Annotated in this window: 21 protein-coding genes and 1 tRNA gene; 8 read left to right on the top strand and 14 right to left on the bottom strand. The window is 67.4% G+C overall.

Annotation, left to right across the window (positions count from 1 at the left end):
• Window positions 1–105: 105 nt before the first annotated feature.
• The 4 genes from RI03_RS13175 to RI03_RS13160 form a co-directional block, all read right to left on the bottom strand.
• Complete coding sequence (locus RI03_RS13175) at window positions 106–3,486, bottom strand: TonB-dependent receptor (protein WP_010217895.1); 3,381 nt, start codon at window positions 3,484–3,486, stop codon at window positions 106–108.
• 165 nt (window positions 3,487–3,651) lie between these two features.
• Entirely contained in the window at window positions 3,652–5,721 is a 2,070-nt protein-coding gene (gene ligA / locus RI03_RS13170) for an NAD-dependent DNA ligase LigA (protein WP_010217894.1), read from the bottom strand.
• 38 nt (window positions 5,722–5,759) lie between these two features.
• A complete protein-coding gene (locus tag RI03_RS13165) occupies window positions 5,760–6,020 on the bottom strand; it encodes a hypothetical protein (RefSeq protein WP_037515284.1) in 261 nt (86 codons plus the stop codon).
• A gap of 41 nt (window positions 6,021–6,061) precedes the next feature.
• Window positions 6,062–6,268 carry a cold-shock protein gene (locus tag RI03_RS13160; RefSeq protein ID WP_010164742.1) on the bottom strand — a complete coding sequence of 69 codons (207 nt, stop codon included), beginning with the start codon at window positions 6,266–6,268 and terminating at the stop codon, window positions 6,062–6,064.
• A gap of 365 nt (window positions 6,269–6,633) precedes the next feature.
• On the opposite strand from RI03_RS13160, the gene RI03_RS13155 reads away from it, so the two are divergent.
• Complete coding sequence (locus RI03_RS13155) at window positions 6,634–6,963, top strand: hypothetical protein (protein ID WP_010217893.1); 330 nt, start codon at window positions 6,634–6,636, stop codon at window positions 6,961–6,963.
• A gap of 80 nt (window positions 6,964–7,043) precedes the next feature.
• Here the strand turns inward: RI03_RS13155 and recN are convergent, their stop codons facing one another.
• Together recN and RI03_RS13145 are read right to left on the bottom strand one after the other, a co-directional pair.
• A complete protein-coding gene (recN, locus tag RI03_RS13150; RefSeq protein ID WP_010217892.1) occupies window positions 7,044–8,708 on the bottom strand; it encodes a DNA repair protein RecN in 1,665 nt (554 codons plus the stop codon).
• 82 nt (window positions 8,709–8,790) lie between these two features.
• Window positions 8,791–9,735, bottom strand: coding sequence for an outer membrane protein assembly factor BamD (locus tag RI03_RS13145; RefSeq protein ID WP_010217891.1), 945 nt, complete (start codon window positions 9,733–9,735; stop codon window positions 8,791–8,793).
• Window positions 9,736–9,905: 170 nt separating this feature from the next.
• Between RI03_RS13145 and RI03_RS13140 the strand changes: the two genes are divergently transcribed.
• Together RI03_RS13140 and RI03_RS13135 are read left to right on the top strand one after the other, a co-directional pair.
• Window positions 9,906–10,730, top strand: coding sequence for a class I mannose-6-phosphate isomerase (locus tag RI03_RS13140; protein WP_010217890.1), 825 nt, complete (start codon window positions 9,906–9,908; stop codon window positions 10,728–10,730).
• Between the two features lie 82 nt (window positions 10,731–10,812).
• Window positions 10,813–11,985: a glycosyltransferase gene (locus tag RI03_RS13135; protein ID WP_010217889.1), complete on the top strand. Its 1,173-nt coding sequence runs from the start codon at window positions 10,813–10,815 to the stop codon at window positions 11,983–11,985.
• Here RI03_RS13135 and RI03_RS13130 read toward each other — a convergent pair.
• From RI03_RS13130 to yajC, 5 genes are all read right to left on the bottom strand, one after another.
• Window positions 11,971–13,152 carry a DUF3089 domain-containing protein gene (locus RI03_RS13130; RefSeq protein ID WP_010217888.1) on the bottom strand — a complete coding sequence of 394 codons (1,182 nt, stop codon included), beginning with the start codon at window positions 13,150–13,152 and terminating at the stop codon, window positions 11,971–11,973. The genes RI03_RS13135 and RI03_RS13130 overlap by 15 nt on opposite strands.
• Window positions 13,153–13,272: 120 nt before the next feature.
• Window positions 13,273–13,653 (bottom strand): Mth938-like domain-containing protein, encoded by a 381-nt coding sequence (locus RI03_RS13125; protein WP_010217887.1) that lies wholly within the window; start codon window positions 13,651–13,653, stop codon window positions 13,273–13,275.
• Window positions 13,653–14,606 (bottom strand): protein translocase subunit SecF, encoded by a 954-nt coding sequence (secF, locus tag RI03_RS13120; RefSeq protein WP_010164728.1) that lies wholly within the window; start codon window positions 14,604–14,606, stop codon window positions 13,653–13,655. The genes RI03_RS13125 and secF overlap by 1 nt, the downstream gene beginning before the upstream one ends.
• Before the next feature lie 13 nt (window positions 14,607–14,619).
• A complete protein-coding gene (secD, locus tag RI03_RS13115; RefSeq protein WP_010217886.1) occupies window positions 14,620–16,206 on the bottom strand; it encodes a protein translocase subunit SecD in 1,587 nt (528 codons plus the stop codon).
• 4 nt (window positions 16,207–16,210) lie between these two features.
• On the bottom strand, window positions 16,211–16,552 hold the full coding sequence (gene yajC, locus RI03_RS13110; protein WP_010164725.1) for a preprotein translocase subunit YajC: 342 nt from the start codon (window positions 16,550–16,552) through the stop codon (window positions 16,211–16,213).
• 138 nt (window positions 16,553–16,690) lie between these two features.
• On the opposite strand from yajC, the gene RI03_RS13105 reads away from it, so the two are divergent.
• From RI03_RS13105 to RI03_RS13090, 4 genes are all read left to right on the top strand, one after another.
• Window positions 16,691–17,002 (top strand): putative quinol monooxygenase, encoded by a 312-nt coding sequence (locus tag RI03_RS13105; protein ID WP_010164723.1) that lies wholly within the window; start codon window positions 16,691–16,693, stop codon window positions 17,000–17,002.
• A 54-nt stretch (window positions 17,003–17,056) separates the two neighbouring features.
• A complete protein-coding gene (locus RI03_RS13100; RefSeq protein WP_010217885.1) occupies window positions 17,057–17,752 on the top strand; it encodes a hypothetical protein in 696 nt (231 codons plus the stop codon).
• Window positions 17,753–17,795: 43 nt separating this feature from the next.
• Window positions 17,796–17,872: transfer RNA gene (locus RI03_RS13095), tRNA-Pro, on the top strand.
• Between the two features lie 170 nt (window positions 17,873–18,042).
• Window positions 18,043–18,438, top strand: coding sequence for a hypothetical protein (locus RI03_RS13090; protein WP_010217884.1), 396 nt, complete (start codon window positions 18,043–18,045; stop codon window positions 18,436–18,438).
• A gap of 7 nt (window positions 18,439–18,445) precedes the next feature.
• Here RI03_RS13090 and RI03_RS13085 read toward each other — a convergent pair whose 3' ends face one another.
• Window positions 18,446–19,825, bottom strand: coding sequence for a hypothetical protein (locus tag RI03_RS13085; RefSeq protein ID WP_238542361.1), 1,380 nt, complete (start codon window positions 19,823–19,825; stop codon window positions 18,446–18,448).
• Window positions 19,826–19,937: 112 nt separating this feature from the next.
• Between RI03_RS13085 and RI03_RS13080 the strand changes: the two genes are divergently transcribed.
• Window positions 19,938–20,564 (top strand): response regulator, encoded by a 627-nt coding sequence (locus RI03_RS13080; RefSeq protein ID WP_026046711.1) that lies wholly within the window; start codon window positions 19,938–19,940, stop codon window positions 20,562–20,564.
• 19 nt (window positions 20,565–20,583) lie between these two features.
• On the opposite strand, the gene RI03_RS13075 is transcribed toward RI03_RS13080, so the two are convergent.
• Together RI03_RS13075 and RI03_RS13070 are read right to left on the bottom strand one after the other, a co-directional pair.
• Entirely contained in the window at window positions 20,584–21,303 is a 720-nt protein-coding gene (locus RI03_RS13075; protein WP_010217881.1) for a response regulator, read from the bottom strand.
• A gap of 4 nt (window positions 21,304–21,307) precedes the next feature.
• Complete coding sequence (locus tag RI03_RS13070; RefSeq protein ID WP_010217880.1) at window positions 21,308–25,255, bottom strand: PAS domain S-box protein; 3,948 nt, start codon at window positions 25,253–25,255, stop codon at window positions 21,308–21,310.
• Window positions 25,256–25,312 lie beyond the last annotated feature (57 nt).

Genomic DNA, 25,312 nt, shown 5'->3' with positions numbered 1-25,312 from the left:
TGGTCGTGTCCCTGTCCGTATGACGCCGGAGCTCGGCATGAAAGAAAAGGCCGCCGTTCCCGAAGGAACGGCGGCCAGTTGATCCAGGAAGCTTCGGAGCGCGCTTTAGAAGCTGAAGCGAGCGCCGATGCGGATCGAGTAAAGCGACTGGTTGACGTAAACCTGGTCGGTCGGCGGGGTGAACGACGTAGCGCCACCGGCCGGCGAGTAACGATACTGCGCGCAATTCTGGGCGGCGCTCGTCGCGACGGTCCCGGCGCCGTCGGCATTGCCGGCGGTGGTCAGGCACTGCACGCGAACCACGGCGGCGTTGTACGGGAACACATATTCCCGGGTCTGGCCCCAGTTCTTGTTGATCAGGTTGGTGACGTTCTCGATGTCAGCGAACACCGTGACGCGCGACTTGCCGACATAGGTCGGCAGTTCCTGCGCCAGGTGAAGGTCGAGACGCGTGAACCACTTGGAGTGGAAGGCGTTGCGTGGTGCGACCTGGCCCCGATACTTGCCCAGACCTGATGCATCGATGAACGCGTTGACCGCATTGCGGGTTGCGGCATCGACGTAGGACACGCGCGTGTCGGTCAGCGTCGGCACATACATCAGGTAGCGGTTGCCGCCCGTGCCCGAACCCGAACTGACACCCGTCGTCCCGAACACCGCCGAGCGCGTGCCGCCGAAGTCCTGGAACGTGTAGCTGAACGGATGGCCGATGCGCGATTCCCCGAACAGTGCGAAGGTCGTCTTATAGTCGCGGAAGAAAGCATGATCGTATGTCAGGCTGTACTTGAAGAAGTACTTAACCTGATCGTTCGAGATACCATATTGGACGTTGTTCGGATCGAAGAACGCGCCGTTGCTGTAGTTCGATCCTGCGGTCGACGAGGTTGCCGGGGCGGCGTCCTTGACGTCCTGATAGGTGAAGCTGCCGTTGATGTTCAGCCCGAAGTCGAACGTCTTGTCGAGGCGCGCAACCGCGATGTACGAACGGCCCTTGGTCGTGTTGGTCAGCAGGATGTCGGTGTTGGTGTTGGTGCTCGCCGCGCCATCGATGATGTTGCGGTAGCGCTGGCGGCCATCCGGGGTCAGCGAACCGGCGATCGGCTGCGAGCGGATGTCGGTGAAGTACACCTGGTTGCGAACCTTCGAGTACAGGAAGTCCGCACCGAAGATCCAGTTGTCGCCGAGCGGCCCGAGGTTGGCGGTGTATTCCGTGCTCAGCGTTGCGCGCCACTGCGACGGGATCTTGAAGTTCGGATCCAGCGCGTTGGTGGTCGAAGCAGGTGCCGCGGTCGTGCCGCTGAGGTAGGTGTTGACCGCGCCCGGGATGCTCGTTCCGGTCACGCCGTTGAGCGCGGCCTGGCACTGTGCCGCCGTGGTCAGCGTGGTGCAGCCGATCCCCGTCGCGCTGCGGTTGACCGAGATCGAGTTGGTCAGGACGCCCGTGTTCGAGAAGCTGTTCGACACATAGACGTCGGGGGTGCCGCCGCCGAAGATGCCGCCACCGCCACGGATGCTGAGGCGCGTGAACGGCTTCCAGTCGAAGCCGACGCGCGGCTGGAAGAGACCGAAGCCCGAGATGTTGGTGGTGTTCGCACCGATCGTCTTGAGTTCGCCGTTGACGATCGCGCCGTTTGCGTAGCGCGTGACATAGGCCGCGTTGAGCGCCGGGTTGCTGTGCATCGCGTACAGATCGTAGCGCATGCCGTAGTTCAGGTTGAACGTGTCGGTGATCTTCCACGCGTCCATGATGCCGAAGTTGAGGCTCTGGTAGCGGAACTTGGCGGCGGCATCGTCCGGCACCAGCGAGGGGATCGCGTTGGCGTAGGTCAGGGTGTTGGCCTGACGGTTGGTGAAGTCCGCGATCGAGTCGAAATAATAGTTGCCCGCGCTGTTCTGCACGAACGAGTTGAACACCGACACGTCCTGGAATTCGCCGTACAGGCGCAGGTCGTGGTTGTTGAGCGTCAGGCGGGTCTGCACGAGGCCGCCCCACGTCTCGGTGTGCAGCGCGTTGGTCTGGCGCGAGTTGTCCGGGCCGAACGAGACGACGGGCGCGTTGCCGTCGCACGCGGTCAGGTTGTTGCCGGCCTGCGTGCTGGTCGGGTTGGTGCAGACGCGGAATTGCGCGAAGCCGCGGCCGAGCAGCGGATCCTGGATGCGCGTGTAGTTCTTGTAGAATGCGCGAATTTCGGTCGAGAAGCTGTCCGACCAGGTCGAGTTCAACTGCGCAACGCCGGTGTGCAGGCGGTTGCCCTGGATATAGGCGTTCGACGCCAGACCGAGGCCGGGAGGCGGCGTGGTGAAGGTGTTGTTGAGCAGGTTGATCGCGTCGTTGGCGTAGGTGTAGGTCAACGACAGGCGCTGATCGTCGGTGATGTTCGCGTCGATCTTCGCGACGACGCGGTCGTCCTTGTCGCCGAGATTCCGCTGAACGCCGCCGGTGTCGTAGTTATAGACGCTCTTCGCGATCGCCGAGATGTTGTCGACCTGCGCCTGGGTCAGGCCGGGGATCGCCGTGCCGACGTTGTTGTCGACCGGGCCTTCCGCGATCGGACGACCACCGCGCAGCCGCTCGCCGGCGACCATGAAGAACAGCTTGTCCTTGATGATTGGGCCGCTCAGCTCGGCGCCGTAATTCTCGATCTTGAAGCTCGGGACATTGACCTTGATGTCCTTGGTGCGGCTGCCGACGAAATCGTCGCCCGACAGCGCGTAGAAGCCGGTGCCGTGGAACTCGTTGGTGCCGCTCTTGAGCACGATGTTGATCGCGCCGCCCTGGAAGTTGCCTTGGCGTACATCATAGGGCGCGACCTGGGCCTGGAACTGGCCGATCGCATCGAGCGGGATCGGCGAACGGCGGCTGGGGAGGCCGTCGGTGTTGAGGCCGAAGTTGTCGGTGATCGCGACGCCGTCGACCGAGAAGCGGTTGAAGCGCGCGTTCTGGCCCGCGAAGGAGATCGCACGGCCGCCGGTGGGGGTGTCGTCAAGGCGCGCGAACGGATCGCGGCGCACCAGATCGCGGATGTCGCGATTGACGGTTGCGATGTTGGCGATCTGGCGAGCGTTGAGGACGGTCGCGGGACCCTGCGAAATGGTGCGCGCGCGCGGCAGACTCGACGCCGTCACGACGATGTCGGGGCCATCAGCAGAGGATGACGCGGCCAACTCGATCGGCAGGTCATAGGCCTGCGAGACGACCGTGTTGACGTCGGTGACCTGTGCGGTCGAATATCCGGCTGCGCTGACCGAAACCGTGAAGGGACCACCGGCGCGCAGGCCGCTGGCGTTATAGCCACCGTCAGTGCCGGTCGTGGTGGTCGAGCGCGTGCCCGAGGCGACATCGACGATTTCGACGCTTGCACCCGGAACCGGGACGCCGGCGGCGGTGACGGTGCCGCGGATCGAGGCGGTGGTTTCCTGAGCGCTTGCCGCCGCGGGAAGGATCAGCGCCGCTACGGCCGCGCCAAGAAGAAGATTGTGTCGCATAGTGTCCCCCTACAGGATCTCGGAAAAAGCGATCGCGGTGGGCCTGTGACCCTGTCCGCATCGTCTTGTCCGTGCCCCTGCACGGGAAATATTTCGGTTGGATGACAGTTTCGAGGGAACTTAATGGAAGATTACAATCCGTTCATGGTGCGTTGCAAAAAAGCATCACCCAAAGTCGCGGACGAGCGCCGCCCAGCCGGCTTCGTCGAGGACGGAAATCCCTAGTTCCGCGGCCTTTTTCAGTTTCGACCCCGCGCCCGGGCCGGCCACCACGAGATCGGTCTTGGCCGACACCGACCCCGCGACGCCGGCACCCAGCGTCTCCGCCTGCGCCTTTGCCTCGTCGCGACTCATCGTCTCCAGGCTGCCGGTGAAGACCACCGTCTTTCCCGTCACCGGGGATTCCCGCAGGGTGGAGACGAACGCCGGTGGCGACACCTCCGACAATAAATCCGCCCAGGTCTCGCGGTTATGCGGTTCGGCGAAGAAATCGACCAGCGCCTCGGCGACGACCGGGCCGACACCGTCGACCGACTCGAGCTCGAGTCGCGCCTCCGGGGTGTCGTGCGCGGCGGTGGCGAGCTCGGCGATTCGCTGGACCGTGCCGAACGCCTTGACCAGATCGCGCGCGGTGACCGCGCCGACATGGCGGATGCCGAGCCCGAACAGGAAGCGCGCGGGATCGGGCGCGCGCTTCGCCGCGATCGCCGCGAGCAGGTTCCGCGCCCACACCCGCCCGTCCTTCTTGCGCGCGAGCAGTTGCGCCTCGGTCAGCCGGAAGATGTCGGCGGGGTGATGGAGCAGCCCGTCGCGGAAGAAGTCCTCGATCTGCTTGAGCCCGAGCCCCTCGATATCGAGCGCGCCACGGCTGACGAAGTGGCGCAGGCGCTCGATCCGCTGCGCGGGGCAGATCAGCCCGCCGGTGCAGCGGATATCGACTTCGCCCTCTTCGCGCACCGCGTCGGACTGGCATTCGGGGCATTGCGTCGGGAAGACCCATGCCGCGCGGTCCTCCTCGCGCGTGAGATTCTCGACGATCTGCGGGATGACGTCGCCCGCGCGCTGCAGAACGACCCGGTCGCCCGGGCGGACGCCGAGCCGTTCGACCTCGTCCTTGTTGTGGAGCGTGGCGTTGGTGACGACGACACCGCCGACCGTCACCGGGGTCAGCCGCGCGACGGGGGTGAGCTTGCCGGTGCGGCCGACCTGAATGTCGATCCGCTCGAGCACCGTCTCGGCACGCTCGGCGGGAAACTTGTGCGCGAGCGCCCAGCGCGGCGCCTTCGCCACCGCGCCGAGTCGCGCCTGCCAGTCGAGCCGGTCGACCTTGTAGACGACGCCGTCGATGTCGAACGGCAGGTCGGCGCGGGCGTGCTCGATCTGCGCGTATTGCGCGAGCGCGGCGGGCATGTCGGGGGCGGCGATCAGCAGGTCGCTGACCGGGAGGCCCCAGCCGGCGATCGCCTGCATCACGCCATATTGCGTGTCGGCGGGGAGCGCGGTCGTCTCGCCCCAGCCGTGCGCGAGGAAGCGCAGCGGGCGGCTGGCGGTGACCGCGGCGTCCTTCTGGCGGAGCGAGCCGGCGGCGGCGTTGCGCGGGTTGGCGAACTGGCGCGCCTTCTCGGGTGTGTCCGCCTCGGCGAGCAGGCGGGCGTTGAGCGCGGCGAAATCGGCCTTGGCCATATAGACCTCGCCGCGGATCTCGAACACTGCGGGGGCGTCGCCCTTGAGCATGGCGGGAATGTCGGGGATCGTCGCGACATTGGCGGTGACGTCCTCGCCGACCGTGCCATCGCCGCGGGTGAGTGCCTGGACGAGCGTGCCGTTCTCGTAGCGGAGCGAGCAGGACAGGCCGTCGATCTTGGGCTCGGCGGTGAACGCGACGGCGGCGTCTTCGGGCAGGTTGAGGAAGCGGCGGACGCGTGCGACGAATTCGATCGCCTCGTCGGGGGCGAAGGCGTTCTCGAGGCTCATCATCGGGCGCGCGTGCGCGACCTTGGCGAGATGCGCGGCGGGGGCGGCACCGACCTGGACGCTCGGCGAGTCGCTGCGGATCAGGTGCGGGAAGGCGGCTTCGAGCGCGGCGTTGCGGCGGACCAGCGCGTCATAGGCGGCATCCGAAATTTCGGGTGCGTCGTCGGTATGATAAAGCCGGTTGTGGCGTGCGATCTCGTCGGCAAGCTGCGCGAGTTCGGTGGCGGCGGCGGAGTCTGTAGTGGGGAGGGGGGCGTCCATGGCCCCTGCGCTAGCGGAGGGCCACGGCGCAGTTCAAGTCAATCGTCTTCGCTCGCGTCCATTTCGGCGAGATGCTTGGCTTCCTCGTTGGTCGATCGGCGCTCGGCGGTCTTTTCCGCGCGGGAGGCCATTTCGTCCCATGCCTTGGCGGCGCGCAACCAGCGGCTGCGGACATTGTCGAGCGTGGCGGCGGATGCATCGGTTTCGGCCTGGCGGGCACGATCGCGATAGAACAGGGCTGTAGTGTTCGTCGGAGGTCTCCACGCATGAAAGGAACGAGCCCACCGTGAAGCGAGCAAGGGTGCCGCCGTGACGGCGACACCCCCGGATCGTAAACCGATCAGGCCTGGGCGAGCTTTACAGCCGAGACCTTGCCGCGACGATCTTCTTCCAGCTCGTACGAGACGCGCTGGTCGCGATCGAGCGTTGCCATACCGGCAGCTTCCACTGCGCTGATGTGGACGAACGCATCACCACCGCCGCCCTCAGGCGCGATGAAACCATAACCCTTGTCGGCGTTGAAGAACTTAACTGTGCCGATAGCCATAACGTATTCCTTAAGCCCGGACGGTACCCCTCTTGGGCAGCATCCGGATGGGGCCGAGATCGAAGACGAGTGCGTCGTCCGGCCCCGGCCGGCGCACCCGATGGCGTTTGATCAACCGTGCGCGGAAAAACCGCTGCGAACAGGCTGACCTGAAAGAGAAAAGTCGAGAAACACGAAGCGCGTCCGGGGTAACAAGCGGGAGCGCGGTACGTCTCTCAGCCGCGCGATGCTTGGGAGCGGTGTCGCGCGATTTGGGTGGTGTAGCAGGTTATTACGGGCTTGTCGCGGCTTTTGCTTGGTCGGCGATTGCGGGACCACGCGATCTACCATAGCCTCGGCACGATTGGCCGCGCGGAGAACGGTTTATGATGCTTCCGATCCTTCCGATCGTTGCTGTCCTGCAACTGGCGGCCCCGCCCGCACCGGCGGCGGACTCGCGCAAGACGGTCGATTTGCCACCGCCGTGGCGGCCCTCCACCTGTCCCGCGGGGGAGCCCGGAGGCGACATCGTGGTGTGCGGCACGCGCGACGCCGCTGAGAAATACCGGCTGAAGACGCTACCCGAACGCTATGCGGGGGTGGGCGGCCCGGGGATCGGGGTCGATCTGGGAAAGGGGGTGCGGGGGAATCTGTACACCACGCCCGGTCGGCTGAACGACAAACGCGTGATGGTGACGGTGACGATTCCGTTCTGACCGGGGGCGTTGGAAAGGCCGCATCCCGCCGAGCGTAGGGGCCTGACGGGCAGGGTTCAGGCGACGCGGCAGCGCCCGCGCTACACCGTCTCGAGCAACCGGTCCGCCTGCGCGCGCGCTTCGGGGGTGATCTCCGCACCCGACAGCATCCGCGCGATTTCCTCGCGGCGGTCGGCATCGTCGAGCGCGGTGACGCCCGTGCGGGTGACCACGCCGTCATGCCGCTTGGCGATCAGCAGATGCTGCGCGCCGCGTGCCGCGACCTGCGGGCTGTGCGTGACGACGAGCACCTGCGTGCCCCCCGCGAGCCGCGCGAGTCGGTCGCCGATCGCGCTCGCCACCGCGCCGCCGACGCCGCGGTCGATCTCGTCGAAGATCATCGTCGCCGCACTGCCCTGTTCGGCAAGCGCGACCTTGAGCGCGAGGATGAAGCGCGACAATTCGCCGCCGCTGGCGATCTTGACGAGCGGTGCGAACGGCGCGCCGGGGTTGGTCGAAATCTCGAACTCGACCCGGTCCTTGCCCGCGCTCGACCATGCGTCCGCAGAGGCCGGGGCGACGACGGTGCGGAACCGTGCGGCATCCAGCTTGAGCGGTGCGAGCTCGCCCCGCACGGCGGCGTCGAGTCGCTCGGCGGCGGCGGTGCGCGCCTTGGTCAGCGTGGTGGCGGCGCGGTCGAAGTCGGCGCGCGCGGTCGCGAGCTTGCGTTCGAGCGCGGCGATGCCTTCCTCGCCCGCATCGAGCGCGGTGAGTTTCGCCTCCAGGTCCGCGGCGAGATCCGCCAGCTCGTCGGGCTGGACGCGGTGCTTGCGCGCCATCCCGCGCAATTCGAACAGGCGCGTCTCGTCATCCTCGAGCGCGGACGGATCGAACCACAGGTCGGTCTTGGCGATCCGCAACTGTTCCTCGGCGACCGCACCCTCGATCACCGCGCGATCGATCGCGGCGAGCGCTTCGGCCAGCGACGCATGATCCTCTGCGACGCGTTCGAGCACGCGTGCGGCCTGGCGGAGCTGCGCAAGGCCGCCATCGGACCCCTCGAGCCAGTTCTCGATCGCGGACAGATCGTCGGCGATCTTCTCCGAACGCTGCATCGAGCGGCGGCGTTCGGCAAGGGTTTCCTCCTCGCCCGGTTCGGGGGAGAGCGCGCGCAATTCGGCGACGCTGTGCTCGAGCCATTCGCGGTCGCGTGCCGCGGTCTCGATCGTCGCATGTGCGGTCGCGAGCGCGCCTTCGGCGGCGCGCCATGCCTTGTAGGCGGCTGCGGTGGCGGCGGTATCGACGCGGCCGAACGAATCGAGCAAGGCGCGATGCCCGCGCGCATTGAGCAGACCCCGGTCGTCATGCTGGCCGTGGATCTCGACCAGATGCTGCGCCATCTCGCGCAGCAGACCGGCGGAGGCGGGCTGATCGTTGACGAACGCGCGGCTGCCGCCATCGGCCTTGACGATGCGGCGGATCAACAGCGGTTCGCCGGGATCGCTGTCGAACCCGTTCTCGGCGAGCGCTGCCGCGATCGGGCCATCGGGGGCGGGGGTGTCGAAGGTCGCGGTGACGACCGCCTGCGTCGCGCCCTGCCGGACGAGGCCCGCCTCGCCGCGCCCGCCGAGCGCGAGGCCGAGCGCATCGAGCAGGATCGACTTGCCCGCGCCGGTTTCCCCGGTGAGCACGCCAAGCCCTTCGACGAAGTGCAAATCGAGCGCTTCGATCAGGACGACGTCGCGAATGGACAGCGAAATCAGCATCGTGCCGTCGCCTCTAGCCTATCCCGCGGCGTTCCGGAATTGTTCTTTGCATCCGGCCGCGGCGGAACGCGCTGCACCGGGCCTACTGGCCCGGGTTGGGGTTGCCCGGGTTGGTCGACGATCCGTTGGTGACCGGCGCCGCGCGCGTGTCGCGGTTGATCTCCTTCGACTTGGTCGGGATGCTGAGCGTGCTGTTGAGCGGGACGATCGGCTGGCCCGGCGCAATCGCGGCGACCGCGACGGGGGGATGTTCCTGCGACAGCTTGTACGCGCGCTCATACCATTGCGTGCCGGGATAGTTCGCGCCGAGCACCGCGGCGGCCTTGCGCGCCTCGTCCGGCACGCCGAGCGCGAGCGACGTCTCGGTCAAGCGCATCAGCGCCTCGGGCGCGTGCGTGGTGGTCTGATAATCCTCGACCACGTGACGGAACCGGCCGTCGGCGGCGAGCCACAGGCCGCGACGCTCGTAGAAGCGGCCGATTTCCATTTCCTTGCCCGCGAGGTGATCCCGGACGAGATCGATCTTGAGCCGCGCGTCGGCGGCATATTTGGTGTTGGGATAGCGCCGCGTCAGTTCGCCGAGCGAATCGAGCGCCTGCTGCGTGATCTTCTGGTCGCGCGTGACGTCGCTGATCTGCTCGTAATAGCCGAGCGAGACGAGGTAATAGGCATAAGGCGCGTCGCGGTTGCCCGGGTGGACCGACAGGAAGCGCTGCGCCGACAGGATCGAGGCGGTGTAATCATGCGCGAGATAATAGCTGAACGCGCTCATCAACTGCGCGCGGCGGGCCCACACCGAATAGGGGTGCTGGCGCTCGACCTCGTCGAACAGCGCCGCCGCGATCTTGTAATCGCCATTGTCGAGCCGCTGGCGCGCGGTCGTGTACAGCGTGCCGACGTCGCGCGCGATATACGGGATATCGGACTTGCCACGCTTCGCGCAGCCTGCGGTGGTGAAGGCGGTGGCGGCGATCAGCGCGAGCGCTGTGGCACGAAACAGGGGCGAGCGGGCATGTGGGGTACGCATCGGGGCCGGTCTTAGCCGAAGCGTGGAGGCGCGAACAATGTTTTTCGGCGGGGTTTCCCCCGGCGCGGCTTCCGCCCGGCGCTTTTTGCTTGATCGTTTCTCGGCAGGCGCGGATCACTTCGCGCGAATGCTGCGTTTGCGACATGAATCGCTTCAGGAGACACAAACCCGTGACCGCCACCTTGCTCGCCACCAAACGCGTTGAAAAGCCTTGGGGACGCCACACGCTGTGGCCCGGTTTTCCCGATCCGGCGGCGGACGGCGAGAAGATCGGCGAGGTGTGGTTCCAGACTCCGCATGCGGGCGAGCCCGACCTGCTCGTAAAGTATCTTTTCACGAGCGAAAAACTGTCGGTCCAGGTCCATCCCGACGATGCCGCGGCACAAGCGGCGGGCTATCCGCGCGGCAAGGACGAGGCGTGGATCATCCTCGCGGCGGAACCCGATTCGACGATCGCGCTCGGCACGCTCAAGCCGATGACCTCGGACGAACTGCGCGCGGCGTCGCTCGACGGCTCGATCGAGCATCTGCTCGACTGGAAGCCGGTGAAGGCGGGCGATTTCTATTATTCCGAGGCGGGCACGGTCCATGCGATCGGCGCGGGGATCACGGTGGTCGAGATCCAGCAGAATGTCGACCTGACGTACCGGCTGTACGACTACGGCAGCGACCGTGAATTGCATCTCGATGCCGGGGTCAAGGTTTCCGATCCCGAGCCGTTCGTCCCGCTGCCGACCCCGCCGCAGGACGGCAAGGATCATCAGGTGCTTGCCGAGGGGCCGAAATTCGTGATCGAGCGCTTCGCCGGGGGCGAGCGCGTGGTCGATCTCCCCGCGGGGCTGACCGGGTGGCTGGTGCCGCTGACCGGCGCGGGGGTCGCAGATGGCGTTGCGTTCAAGGCGGGCGAATGCCTGACGCTCGAGGGGCGCTGCGAGATCAAGGCGGATGCGGGGAGCGATCTGGCACTGGCGTATCCGGGATCGAAGCGGATCTGATTCCCCGGTGGCCGTCACCCCGCGTTTCGCCGGGGTGACGGCACCGCTTTTCGTTTTGGCGGAAACCCGGTAGCGGGGCGGCATGCTCCGCGTCCTGACCCTGGCCACCCTGTTTCCCGATGCGACGCGGCCCAATTTCGGGGTGTTCGTCGAACGCCAGACGCTCGGGCTCGCGGCACACCCGGACGTCGACCTGCGCGTCGTCGCGCCGGTCGGTTTGCCGCCGTGGCCGCTCTCGCGCCATACGCGCTTTGCGGGGCTCGCGGGCGTGCCACGGCAGGAGCGCTGGAAGGGGCTCGACGTCCGCCGACCGCGGTTTCTCACGCTTCCCGGGACCGGCGGGCGGTTCCATGCGCGGGCGCTGACGCGCGCGCTGATCCCGCTGCTGACCGCGCTGCGGCGCGACTTTCCGTTCGACGTGATCGATGCCGAATTCTTCTTCCCCGACGGCCCTGCTGCGATCGCGCTCGGCCGGCATTTCGGCGTGCCGGTGTCGATCAAGGCGCGTGGCGCGGACATCCACCATTGGGGCCGCGCGCCCGCGACCGCACGGCAGGTGATCGCCGCGGGGCAGGCGGCGGGCGGAATGCTTGCGGTGTCGCAGGCGATGCGCGCCGACATGATCGCGCTCGGCATGCCGGGCGAGCGGATCCGGCTGCACCACACCGGGGTCGACCTCGACCGGTTCGCGCCCGGCGACCGTAGCGGTGCCAAGGCCGCGCTCGGGGTGGTCGGTCCGCTGATCGTCTCGCTCGGCGCGTTGATCCGGCGCAAGCGCCATGACGTGGTGATCGACGCGCTCGCCGCGCTTCCCAATGCGACGCTGATCATCGCAGGCGAGGGGCCGGAACGCGCCGCGCTTCAGGCGCAGGCGGAAGCACGCGGGGTCGCGGGGCGGGTGACGCTGCTCGGATCGGTGCCGCATGCCGATCTGCCCGCGCTGCTCGCGGCCGCCGACGCGATGGCGCTCGCGTCCGATTCCGAGGGGCTCGCCAACGCCTGGGTCGAGGCGCTCGGCTGCGGGACGCCGATCGTGATCGCGGACGCCGGTGGCGCGTGCGAGGTCGTGAGTGACCCCGCATACGGGCGCATCGTCGCGCGGACCCCCGAAGCGTTCGCGGCGGGGATTCGCGCGGTGCTGGCGCAGGCGACCGATCCGATCGCAGTGCGGCGGGGGGCGGCGCGTTTTACTTGGCCCGCCAACACCGCCGCGCTCTACGCGCATCTCGCCGGACTGGTGTCAGCCCGCGGGTGAGGGCGGGTTCTTCGCGAGCCACGCCTTCGCCTGATCCTCGGTCAGTTCGACCAGATCCCCCATCTCGATCGGCAGGTCGATCAGGTGAAGCCCCCACGCCGCGAGCGGGTGCCCGTCGCGCAGGATCTCGCCGACGATCGTGTCGGTGCGCTTGTCGTCCGGATTGGCGTTGGTCGTCACCGCGAGATAGCTGAACCGCCCCGACGTGGCGCAGCGCGTGCTGATCAGGCCCGGGACCTTGACGAAGCGCGTGGTAACGGGCGCGCCGTCGCGGCTCCATGCGGGTTGCGGCGCGCTGCCCATCCCGGCGCCGCGCGCGCCGAGATACGCGTCGGTCGGCTTGGGCTGGCCGTCGAGCGCGGCGGGGTCGACGCAGGCGGCGGTCATGCCGGGCTGGTCGACCGACCCGAAGCGGCTGAACTCGGGCGGCGGCGTCTCCGCGCGGAAGCTGACGTAGCTGACGACGCACCCGCTCTGCTTGTTGCTGCGGCACAACGGCGTCGACTTGAGGTCGCCGCCGACGTCCTTCCCGACCGGGACCGCGACGTTGGTGCCGGGGATGATCAGCGAGATGATCTGGCGCTGGACCGGTTTCCCCTCGATCTCGCGCGCCATCAGGTCCTTGAGCAGCCCCGCGCCCTGGCTGTGGCCGATCAGCACGACGCCGCGGCCGTGATTGTCATAGGCGAGATATTCGTCCCACGCCGCCTTCACGTCGGCATAGGCGCGCGCGCGGACGTCGGGCATCGGCTTGCCCTGCAACGCCTCGCGCAGCGCGAGCAGCGTGACCTGCCGGTACAGCGGCGCGAACACGCGGCAATGCTTGGTGAAGCGTGCGGCCTGGCTGCCCGCGACCGCGATTTCCTCGGGGCCGGCGATCATGTCGCTATTGGGGGCGGGGTCGGCCGAGACGGTCGGATAGACGTAGAAGCAATCGAACTTCGGGTTCTCGTCGCGGTCGAACCGTTCGATCGTCCGCGATCCGTCGGCGCGGACGATCGTCGCGTCCTGATTGGCGGAGCACGCATCGCTGCGGCCGGGGCGGCAGAGCCATTCGTCGGGGCTGACGTATTTGAGCGCAGCCTGCGGTGGGGGCGGGGATGGCACCTGCGCCGCCGCGATGGTCGGGGCGGCGGTGGCCAGCAGGATGGCGGCAAGCGATTTCATCGATACGGTCCCGACCTGTTCGCGTTGCGCTTCTGCTAGTGGCCTTCGCCGGGGAAGCACCATATCAGACGCAGACGCAGGCGCATGTTCCGCAAAGCAATAGCGCGCCGCGTCAGCCGATCAAAGCGGATAGAGCGCGCCGACGACCCAGCGGCCCTCTCCACGCAGCACGGCCCAGGCACGGGCCGCCGCACGGCTGTCCATCGCCTCGACCCCGATCCCCCGCGCCTCGAGCGCGCGGATGAAGGCGGGGGCGGGGCGCTGCATCGTCGCGCCGGTGCCGAGGAGGAGGAACTCGGGGCGCGGATCGATCGCGAGCAGGTCGGCGAACGATTCGGGCGAAAGCGTCTCGAGCGCGGGCGCGTCCCATTCGGCGACCGCGTCGGGCGTGATCGTCAGCGCGCGGTACACGCCGCGGAACGACCCGGCCTCGACTTTATAGCCCTTGGCCGAAAAGCCGGTGATCGCCGGGCCGGTCCCGCTCGCGCTTTCGATCTGCATCAGCGCGGCTTGGCCGGCTTTGGCGTAGCGACCGGCTCGGCGAGGCTCGGATCGGGGCGCAGGCCCAGCGTGATCAGCAGCGACGACGACACGTAGATCGACGAATAGGTCCCGACGAAGATGCCGAGGATCATCGCCGCGGTGAAGCCGCGCAGCACCGGGCCACCGAAGATCAGCAGCGCGAACAGCGCGAGCAGGATCGTGACCGAGGTCATCACGGTGCGCGGGAGCGTCTCGTTGACCGAGAGATCGACGATCCCCGACATGTCCATCTTGCGATAGCGGCGCATGTTCTCGCGGATGCGATCGTCGATGACGATCTTGTCGTTGATCGAGTAACCGATGATCGTCAGCACTGCGGCGACGATGTTGAGGTCGAACTCGAACCGCGTCAGCGCGAAGAAGCCGAGCGTCATCAGCACGTCGTGGACGATCGCGACGACGGTCGAGACGCCGAACTGCCATTCGAACCGGAAGATCGCGAACAGGCCGATCCCGACGACCGCGAGCACAACCGCGAGGATGCCCTTCCAGATCAGCTCGCCCGAGACCTTGCCGCTGACCGAATCCTGCCGCGAGAACCGCGCATCGGGGAAGTCGCGCGTGATCGCGGACTGGACCTGCTGGACGATGCGGTTGGCGGCACCCTCGTCGCTGCTCTGCGGCGGGGGCAGCTTGATCGAGATGGTATTGTCGTTGCCGACCGTCTGGAGCCGTGCCTCGCCCAGCTCGAGCCGGTCGATCGTGCTGCGCAGCTTGTCAAGCGACGGCGGAGAGGCGAACTTCTCCTCGATCATCAGGCCGCCGACGAAATCGACGCCGAGGTTGAGCCCGCGCGCGAAGACGAGGCCGATCGCGGCGATCGACAGCAGCATGGTCAGCCCGAACGCCCATTTGCGCAGCGAGACGAAGGGGAGGTTGGTGTTGTCGGGAACGATTTTCAGGAGGCGCATGGTGTCTGGCCGATCAAATGTTGATTTCGGTCGGGCGGTTGCGGCGAATCCACAACACCACGAGCATCCGGGTGAACGTCACCGAGGTGAACACCGAGGTGATGATGCCGATCAGCAGCACGACCGCGAAGCCCTTCACCGGACCCGAACCGAGCATCAGCATGATGACACCCGAGATGGCATGCGTCGCGTTCGCCTCGAAGATCGTCCGGCTCGCTTCCTTATAGCCCAGCTCGACCGACTGGATCACGCTGCGGCCACGCCGGCGTTCCTCGCGGATACGCTCGTTGATCAGCACGTTCGCGTCGACCGCGGTGCCGATCGTCAGCACGAAGCCGGCGATCCCCGGGAGGGTCAGCGTGCCGTTGAGCAGCGCCAGCACCCCCATGATGACCACCACGTTGATGATGACCGCATAGTCCGCATAGAAACCGAAGCGGCCATAGGTCGCGATCATGAACACGATCACCAGAATGACCGCGATCGCCGAAGCGCGGACGCCCGCGTTGATCGATTCCTGCCCGAGGTCGGGGCCGACGGTGCGTTCCTCGACGATCTTGAGCGAGATCGGCAATTTGCCCGAGCTCAGCGCAATCGCGAGATTGTTCGCGGATTCGACCGTGAACGAACCCTCGATATAGCCTGCACCGCCGAGGATCGGCGTGTTGATGCGCGGGGCCGAGATGACCGCATCGTCGACGATCACCGCGAAGCGCTTGCCGGTGTTCGCCTGCGTCACTTCGGCGAACTTGCGCCCGCCGTCCGAGTTGAAGCTGAAGTCGACGATCGGGGCGTTGTCCTCCTGCTTGAACGCCTGTTTGGCGGTCAGCAGCTGGTCGCCGGTCAGGATCGCCTGACGCTTGACGAGGATCTTCGCGCCGGGGCCGCCCTCCGGATAGGGGAGCGCCTGCGTGCCCGCCGGGATGATCCCGCCCGGGGTGTAAGGCTGGTCCGCGACCATCTTGAATTCGAGCTTGGCGGTCTTGCCGATCAGCTCGCGCAGCGCGCGGGGGTCCTTGAGACCCGGAACCTGAACGACGATCCGGCTGGTGCCCTGGCCGACGATCGTCGGCTCCTTGGTGCCGAGCTTGTCGATGCGGGTCCGCACGACGTCGGTCGCGGTCGCCATCGCTTCCTTGATCGAGGCGTTGATGCCCGCCTCGGTCGGGGTCATCACGACGCGCGACGAATCGACCACCTGCAGGTCCCAGTCGCGCTGCCCGGTCAGGCCGACCCCGCCGGTCAGCTTGTTGAGGCGCTCGCGCGCGGCATCGAGCTGGGTGACGTTGCGCAGCATGAAGCTGAGCTTGCCGTTGTCGGTCGCGATGTCGCCGATCGGTATCGCGGGACTGAGCGCCATTTGCGAGACGATCTGCTCGCGCATCGCCTCGAGCCGGTTCTTGACCAGCTCGTCGGTATTCGCCTCGAGCAGCAGATAGCTGCCCCCCGCCAGATCGAGCCCCTTGTTGACCCGCGGATGCGGGAACGCGCCCCAGCGGTCGGTGACCGACTCGGGCAGGAAGCTCGGGATCGCCAGCGCCATCAGCGCGGCGAGGAAAGCGAAGATCGAAATGACCTTCCAGCGGGGAAAATCGAGCATCGGATCAGTCGTTCGCGGGCTTGGAGCCGAGCGGCGTCACTTCGGCGAGGGTCGCCTTGACGACGCGGATGCGCGTGGTGGGCGCGATCTCGACCTCGACGAAGCGGTCCTCGACCTTGGTCACCTTGCCGACGATACCGCCCGCGGTGACGACCGAATCGCCCTTCTTGACCGCATTGATCGCCGCGGCCTGGTTGCGCGCGCGCAACTGCTGCGGGCGCAGGATCATGAAGTAGAAGGCGACGAACACCAGCAGCAGCGGGCCGAAATTGACGAGCAGCGACAGAAAGCCGTCGGAGCCGGAGGCGGCACCTGTAGTCTGGGCGAAGGCGGGGGTGGCGAACATGGGCTACCTTGGTAAAACTGGCCCGCCAGCGCCAATCGGCAAGCGGGATTGCGGGATGAAGACACCCCGCTACAAGCGGCGCGCGCTATCATCTCATGCGCTTCGGTGCAACGGATCATGACTTTTGGAGACGCGACCATGACAATCCTCGTTCTCGGACACATTCGCACCGCGCCCGGCGATGCGGCGAAAATCACCGACCTGCTCGCCGCGCATGTCGCGCGCGTGAACGAGGAAGACGGGTGCGAGGCCTACAGCTTCGCGTTCGACGTCGCCGACCCGGACGTGATCCGCATCGCGGAACGCTGGGCCTCGCCCGAGGCGCTCGCGGCGCATGGCGCGGCGGAGCATTCGAAGGTGTTCGGCCGCGCGATCCGCGATCTCGGCGTGGTCGAGATGAGCGTCAAGGCGTGGGACGGGACTTTCTGGCGCACCCTAACTGGTGAATGATTCGTTAGCTTGCCATGATGGTGCGATGGCGAGTGAAAAGGCGTAGCGAATCGTATGAAGAAACAGTCAGTTGCGTGCCTCGGTGCCGTTCTCGTGAGCGCCGCGGCGGCAGGACCCTTCAATGCTGCGTTCGCCGAGACCAGCCGGGAGACGCTGACGCAGACCGCCTTTGTCGCGCAGGACAAACCGAGCGCGCTGCGACAGATCGCCAATGTCGAGGCGACCGCCGCAGCGACGCTCGCGCACGCGCCGGGCGATGCCGAGGCGCAGCTCACGCGTGCGATGGCGACGAGCTACCGCGCGAAACTGACCAACAGCCGCGCCGATGCGCTGTCCGCTAAGGCGCAGTTCGAGGCGATCACCGCGCGCAACCCGCGCGATGCCGAGGCGCAGGCGGCGCTCGGGGCGTGGCACCTGAGCGCGGTCAAGTCGCTCGGCCAGTTGATGGCGCGCGGTGCGCTCGGGGCGCGCAAGGCGTCTGGGCTCGAGGCGCTCGACCGTGCGGTGGCGCTCGGCGGGCAGCGCGCGTTGTTCCCCGGGCTGGCGGCGTTGCTGCGGCTCGCGATCGACCCGAAGGACCCGGTCGGCGCGACGCTTGCCGAAACCGCCGCGCGCGGCGCGACTCCGACCGCGCTCGACCGAATCCTCCAGCGGCGCGCGGCGCTGCTCATCACGCCGCTCAAATCGGGCGATCCGCGCGTGGTCCAGGCGCTTGCCAACCGCTTATTGCCATTGGGGCAATTCAAGTGACTTGCATCCGCCGCATTCTCGGCCTAGACGCGCCTCCCTCGGTCGGGGCGTAGCGCAGCCTGGTAGCGCATCACACTGGGGGTGTGGGGGTCGCAGGTTCGAATCCTGTCGCCCCGACCAGAGATTTCACACCCCATCAGACACGGCAGTCCTCGGCTGTCAGTCGGCGACCGGCGGTCTCGCCAGGACGCGCCGGGCGCGCGTTGGTCCGCATTGCCGTCGACGCGGAAACCGGGCTAAGGGCGCGTCCAGCATGGTGTTTGCTCCATGTGTCTGTTCGGAGAATTCCCTTGCGCCGCCACATTGCCCCTCTCTCGCTGGTTCTCTCGCTCGCGCTGCTCCCTGCGGCCGCATCGGCGCAGACGCCGACCGCCGATCCCGACGTCCGCTGCCTGCTGGTCAGCAACGTCTTCGCGGAGAAGGAGCCGGATGCGAAAAAGAAGCAGGTCGCGATCCTGACGGTGACCTATTATCTCGGACGGGTCGATGCCAAGCTGTCGCCTGAAAAGTTCCGCAGCGCGGTGGTTGCCGTCGGCAAGGAGCCGCTGGGCAAGGATATCGCGACGACGATGACCAATTGCGCGCGCGCGCTTCAAACGAAGCAGGTCGCGACCGCCGAGATGATGCAGGGCATCGCCAAGAGTCAGGCAGCCGCCGCCGCCGCAACCCCCGCCAAGGGGCGCTGATTTAGCGTCAAACCAGCCGCGCCGCGATGCTGCCCAGCAGGATCGCGGCGAACGGCACGACCGCGAGCGCTTGCCGCCAGCGTGGCACCGCCCATGTCGCGCGCTGGCCGAGCAGCAGCGCCGCCGCCACGCCGGTCGCGGCGATCGTCCAGAAGTGATAGCGGACTTCGGAGGCGACGCTGAGCGGCAGATAGCTCAGCGCATAGAGCAGCGCCGACCACGCCAGCGCGGGCGCGACCCCGCCATCACGCAGCGACGGGCGCAGCACGACCAGCCCGAATGCAAGCGCGATCCAGCACGCCGGCCAGCCGAGCGGCGTGGCGACGCTCGCCACTGCCAGCGTCGAAGTCCACGTGCGAACCGGGTTGGGGGCGACCGCATAGCCCCAGCGGTTCGGGTCGGACTCTAGTGACAGAACGGGCAGGTCGGCATCGTGGACGAGAAAGCGCGTGTTGCGATCGAAATGCGTCAGCCGATGCTCGAGATAGGCGACCGGGTGCGCCGCCAGCGCCGCAAGCCACCAGCCATAGGGGCCGGGCTTCGTCGCGAGCGGCGCGCGCAAGGCGGCGAAGCCGATCGGGCAGGGGGCGGGGCCCCACCAGGCATAGCTGTCCCACGAAATCGGTGAATAACAGCCGCGGTTGACCGCGACCGGATCCCGCGCGGCGAGCGGCGGGAAGGTGTCTGCATGGCTGAACCGGCCGGTCCCGGCGAGATCGTAGATCACCAGCGACAGTTCGACCCCGCTCCGCTCTGCATGTAGCGCGGCGTTTGCAAGCGGCAGCGCTAGGACGAGCGGGACGGCGGCGAGCACGCTGATCGCGGCAAGCCGGGGCAGCGTCGCGCGCCACGCCGCCGGGCAGAGCGCGACGAGCAGCGGCAGGCAGGCGGGCACCGCGTTGAAGCGCAGCGTCGCCGCCGCCACCAGCACCAGCGCTGCCACGATGCGGGGCCAGCGCGCGCCGGGCGGCGCGATCGCGAGCAGCCCGGCGGCGAGGAGCAGCGCGCCGGCGAACAGGCTGTCCTTGAGGATCGTGCCGACCAGCACGAGCGCGATCGGCGACAGGGCGAGCACCCCGATCGTCACCGCGGCACCCCGCCGGCCGCGACGCAGCGCGGCGAGCAGCAACAGCAGCGTTCCGCCCCAGTACAGCGAGGCCTGCAGCACGAGCATCGGCGCCGGTCCGTCCGCGACGTGGCGCAATTGGTGCCACAGCCAGTTCATCGCGGGTGGGTGCCAGTCGTCATATTGGCCGCTGACCGCCTGGCCATATTGACGGATCGCGTCCCAGGTCATGATCCCGGGCCAGAACACCGCGAGGTGGACCGCGAGCACCAGCAGCAGAACGATCGCCGCGGCCTGTATCGAAGGTGTAGCTCTTGTCACATTTTGGGGGTAGCATGACAAACCCATCGATCGTCACACAGGAATTACGAAAAATCGTGATATTTGGGCCGAGGATCGACTATAAATGGGATATTTCCGGGGGAGTATCGCTTTGACCCAGACCGTATTGATCGCGGACGACCATCCGATGTGTGCCGCTGCGCTTGGCATGGCGACCGAACAGGTCGTGCCCGGTGCCGATACCGTGAAGGTCGGGACCATTGCCGAAGCGGTGGCGGCCGCCGAACAGCGGCGGTTCGACTTGATCCTGCTCGACCTGATGCTGCCCGACGTCCAGGGGTTCGCCGGGTTGCTGATGCTGCGCCGGCTGCAGCCCCGCGCGACGATCGCGATCGTCAGCAGCACCGACGAACCGGTGGTGATGCGCCGTGCCGCGCGCGAGGGAGCGAGCGGCTATATCCCCAAGAGCGCGCCGATGAGCGAAATGGTCGCATCGATCCGCACCTTGCTCGGCGGGGGAAATGCGTTCCCGCCCGAAATGACCGAGCCCGAGGACGAGGCGGCGATCACGCCGTCGCGGATCGGCGAATTGTCGCCGGCGCAGTTCCGCGTCCTGCGCGCGGCGGCGGACGGCAGCCAGAACAAGCAGATCGCCTATGAACTGGGGATCGCCGAAACGACCGTGAAGACGCATTTCGCGCAGATCTTCCGCAAGCTGGGCGTTACCAACCGAACTCAGGCGATCCTCGCGTTGCAGGCGCTCGACGTCACCGCCTGAGCGGTTGAACGGCTGAGCGTCAGCCCGCCGCGCTGGGGGCGGTGCGCGCCTGCTCGATCGCGGCGATCGTGCGGAGCGCGCAGCCCTCGAGCCGTTCGCTCGACCGGCATTCGCCGCGTTCGATCGTCAGGCAGACCAGCGCGAGATCGAGCGCGCCGATCCCGTTGCTCGCGCCGCGCAACGCATGTGCCTCGCGCTCGGCGCGGACGAAGTCGCCTTGCGCCAGCGCGCCGGTGATCGCCTCGGTCCGCGCCGCGATGTCGCGCAGCATCATCCCGAGCAACCGGTTGGCATCGTCGACGCCCACCGCACCGCGTAGGTCGGCGAGCCGGTCGCAGTCGAGCAACGTGTCCGCCGCAGTGCTGGCGGGCGCGGGCGGGGAGAGCAAAGCGGCGACCTGCGCGATCAGGTCGGCGGGTTCGAACGGCTTTCGAATATAGGCGTTCGCGCCGGCTTCCAGCGCCATCTTGACGTGCCAGTCGCTGCGTCGCGCGGTCAGGATCAGCACCGGCAGCCCGCGAAACATCGCCGAGGTCCGCATCTCGCCGAGGATCGCGAGCCCGGTCTTGCCGGGCAGCGCGCAATCGAGGATCACCAGGTCGGGGCTCGATTCCCACAGGCTGTCGAGCGCGTCGTCGCCGTCGCGCACGGGCAGCACGACATGGCCGAGCGGGGTCAACGTCCGCGCGACGATCGCGCAGACCAGTTCGTCGTCGTCGACGATTACGATCCGGGCCATTATTTTATCCTGCCTGCTTCAAGCATTGCAACTGGGCGTGGCCGGAGCGCACCACCGCATCGCGTTCTGTTCCGGCGGGGATATCGAGCGCATCGTCGATCCGGCTCGCGAGCGTGCCGAGGTCGCCGCGCCCGAAGAAGGCGGCGGTCCCGGCGACCTGATGCAGCGCGTGGCGCAAGGCGTCGATCGCTGCCGCATCCCAGGACTCGCGCGCGACCGTGGCGTCGTACAGCGCGAACAGGTTGCGCACCCGCGTATCGAATTGCCCCTGCAATTCGGCGTCAGCGCTGGTCGCGGGCGCGGTGGCGATCGCAGGCGCGCGCGTGCCGACCGCCCAGCGGCGCACGGTTTCGTCGAGTTGGCCCATCTGCACCGGCTTGGCGATATGCCCCTGCATCCCTGCGTCGAGACAACTCTCGACATCGCTTGCATAGGCGTTGGCGGTCAGCGCGATGATCGGCAGATCGTCCGCCGTCACGCCGCTGGCGCGAATGTGCCTGGTGGCTTCAATTCCGTCGAGTTCCGGCATTTGCATGTCCATCAACACCAGCGCGAACGGAGCGCCCGTCCCGCGAGTCCGCTCCACCATCGCAATCGCTTCGAGCCCCGAACGGGCAATGGCAGGAGCGTAGCCAAGCCGCGTTAGCATTGCCTTAATGAGTGCCTGATTGACATCATGATCCTCCGCCACGAGGACGCGTGCCCCCGGAACCGCGGGGAGGACGCACGCTGGCCCGGGCGACATGACGGGCGGCGCCGCCGAGGGCGCTACGATCAGCGGCACGCGCAGCGTCACCGTCGTGCCGACGCCGACCTTGCTGGTCAGCGTGATCGTCCCGGCCATCAGCCGCGCGAGTTCGTTCGAGATCGCAAGGCCGAGCCCGGTACCGCCGTGGCGCCGCGAGGTGCTGGTGTCCTCCTGGACGAACTCGTGGAAAATCGCGCCCTGTCGGTCCTCGGCGATCCCGACCCCGGTGTCCGCGATCGCGACGACGATCGTCTCGCCGTCGATCCCGACGCTGAGCCGGATCGACCCGCGCTCGGTGAACTTCGCGGCATTCCCGAGCAGGTTGAGGACGATCTGTCGCAAGCGCAGCCCGTCGCCGATCACCGCGGGCGGAACCTCCGGCGCGACCTCGACCTCGAGCGCAATCCCCGCGGTCGTCGTCAGCGGCTTGATCAGCCGTGCGCAGCTTCGCGCCAGATGGTGCCAGTCGACCCGGTCACTCGCGAGCGTGACATGCCCCGCCTCGATCTTGGACAGATCGAGGATGTCGTTGAGCAGGCGCATCATCGCCTTGCCCGAATCCGCGATCATCTGGAGCTTCTGGCGCTGGTCGTCGCGGGGATCCTCCGCGAGCAGCAATTCGGTAAAGCCGAGCACGCCGTTCATCGGGGTGCGGATCTCGTGGCTCATGTTCGCGAGGAAGCTCGACTTGGCCTGCGCGGCGACCTCGGCATGGCGGCGCGCGGAATCGAGCTCGAGTTCGAGCCGCTTGCGTTCGGTGATGTCGCGCACCGACGAGATGATCTCGCGCGGCTCGCCGGTGACCGGATCGCGCACTAGCCCGCTGTTCGATTCGAGCCACGTCCAGGTACCCGGGCGATCGATCCGCTCGAGCCGATAGGCAAGCACCCGCCGTTCGGCGATCCCGGCGCCGAGTTCGCGGTGCAGGCGAATCACCATCTCGGCGTCATCCGGGTGGAAGCCGCGCAGCAGGTTGCGCCCGACGAGCTGGCGCGGGGTGAGCCCGATCACGTCCACCACCGAAGGGGAAACGTAGAGACAGACCCCGTCGATGCTCATCCGGAACACCGCATCGGTCGCGTTTTCGGCAAGCAGCTTCAGTTGTTCGGAGCTTTCGCGTAGCGCCGCCTCGGTCGCCTTGCGCTCGGTGATGTCGACGTTGACGCCGATGAAGCCGACCTGTCGGCCGGAGTCATCGTGCTCGCTGGTGGTGATCGTCTCGACCCAGCAGACCGATCCGTCCGACCGGACAAAGCGGAATTCCGTCCGCAATTCCCGTTCGTCGAGAACGGTGGCGCGCCATTCCTCGCGCAAGCGCTGGAGGTCGTCCGGATGGACCGCCGGTATCCAGCCCTCGCCCAGCGCCTGTTCGAACGTCAGGCCGGCAACATCGAGCCAGGCGCGGTTGGCATAGGTGATGCCGCCCGTCGCGTTCGACCGGTAGATCCCGGCGGGAGAAAGGTCGGCAAGCGTCTCGAACAGCCGCTTGCTTTCCGCGAGCGCGATCCGCGCGCGGCGTTGTTCGGTTATGTCGACGACCGCCCCGACATAGCCGGTCAATACGCCGTCGCTGTTGAACTCGGCGCTGTTGACGCTCTGCACCCATAATTCGCCGCCGTCGGACCCGTGGAAGGCGAAGTCGCGGACCTTGACCATCCCCGGTTTGAGACCGTGCCATGCGGGTTCGCGGGTGAAGGTGTCGGGATCGACCAGCGTCTTCATCCAGCCCGTGCCCAGCGATTCCTCGACCGACAGGCCAATCTTCATCGCCCAGGCGCGATTGACATAGGTCAGCCGGCCATCCGGACCGGCGCGGAAGATGCCGACCGGCGCGGCTTCGGCGAGGCGGCGGAACCGGACCTCACTGTCCTCGAGCGCGCGCTGGGTCGCCACCGCGGCGGTGATGTCGCGGATCGTGCCGATCGTTCCGTCGAAGCGGCCGTCGGGCGTGCTGAGGCGGCGCAGCGTCACCTCGATGTGGCGACATTCGCCGCCGGCGGTGAAGAAACGCTGTTTGAGGCTGGTTTCCTCGATCTCGCCCGAGACGATCCGGGGATAATGCGTCACCGCATGGCTGCGATCCTCGGGATGGAGCAGCCGCGCGGTACTCCAGCCGAGGCTCTCCTCGACCGTATAGCCGGTAAGCGTTTCCCAGGCGCGGTTGAGGAAGATCCAGCGCCCTTCGGCATCGGTGCGGAACACCGCTTCCTGCATCGCGGCGAGCAACGTGTCGGAGAAATCGCGGGCGTATTTGAGTTCGGCGCGAGTCCGGTCGCGCGTGCTCAGGATCGAGGCGAACGGCAGCCCGATCCCGAAGGCGGTCGCCAGCAGCAGTTGCAGCACGTGAATCCGCGTGCTGAGCGTGACGTTGAGCAGCCACATCGGCCCCGATCCGAGCAGCGTATCCGCCGTTGCGATCACCGAGACGATGAAGATCGCGGCAGCGGTCCCGGTGATGCCGAGGCGAAGCGCGGCGATGATCATCATCGGCAGGCAGAAGAAGGCAAGCGGGTAGCGGGTCTGGCCGAAGACGATCAGCGCGATCGCCGCAGTCCCGAGCAGGATCGCGACAATTTCAGGGATGCGCGCCCGATCGATCTGGCGCCGGCGCGGCCACGCCTCGATCGCGATCAGCGCGACCGGGCCGGTGATCAGCATGCCGAGACCGTCGGCAAGCGACCAGCTTCCCCAAGTCGGCAGATCGAGCCATTCCCCGGGTGGTGCAAGCTGGACGGCGACGATCAGCCCCGACACGGCCGGTGCGATCATCGAGCAGCACACTACGTAACGCGCGACGTCGTTGATCTTGTGCATGTCCGGGCGCGCGGCGTCATGCGCGCCCCGGCGGCCGCGCGTATATAGCCAGCAACCGAGCACCGCCTCGCCGACGTTGACGAGCGGGAAGAACAGGCTGGTCCGGCTGGGATCGAACACGGCATAATTGGCGGCGGAGAAGCCCACCAAGGCCGCCGCGATCCACCCGCCTGAGCGGCGCCAGCCCCCATGCAGGATGGCGGCGGACAGCAAGGCGTTGGGCACCCACAGCGCCGCGATCGTCCCGCTTCCGCGGGTCAGCGTGATCCCGACATAACCGAGCAGGAAGATCGCGGCGGCAAAGGCCGCATATCCCACGATCGAGCCGGCGCGTGCTGACCAGCGCGCGGACAAGGGAAGCGTTTCGGTCTGCGGCGGGTGTACGATCATCGTCCCATGCTGAGGGAGGTTGTTTAATCCCGCGTTACTAGCAAATCCCGACCGCGC

Origin of the sequence: Sphingomonas sp. PAMC 26621 (assembly GCF_000251145.1) — a bacterium.
In the GTDB taxonomy this organism is placed as follows: domain Bacteria; phylum Pseudomonadota; class Alphaproteobacteria; order Sphingomonadales; family Sphingomonadaceae; genus Sphingomonas.
Note: the sequence above shows the minus strand (reverse complement) of the source record. Positions and strands in the feature narration are given on the sequence as shown.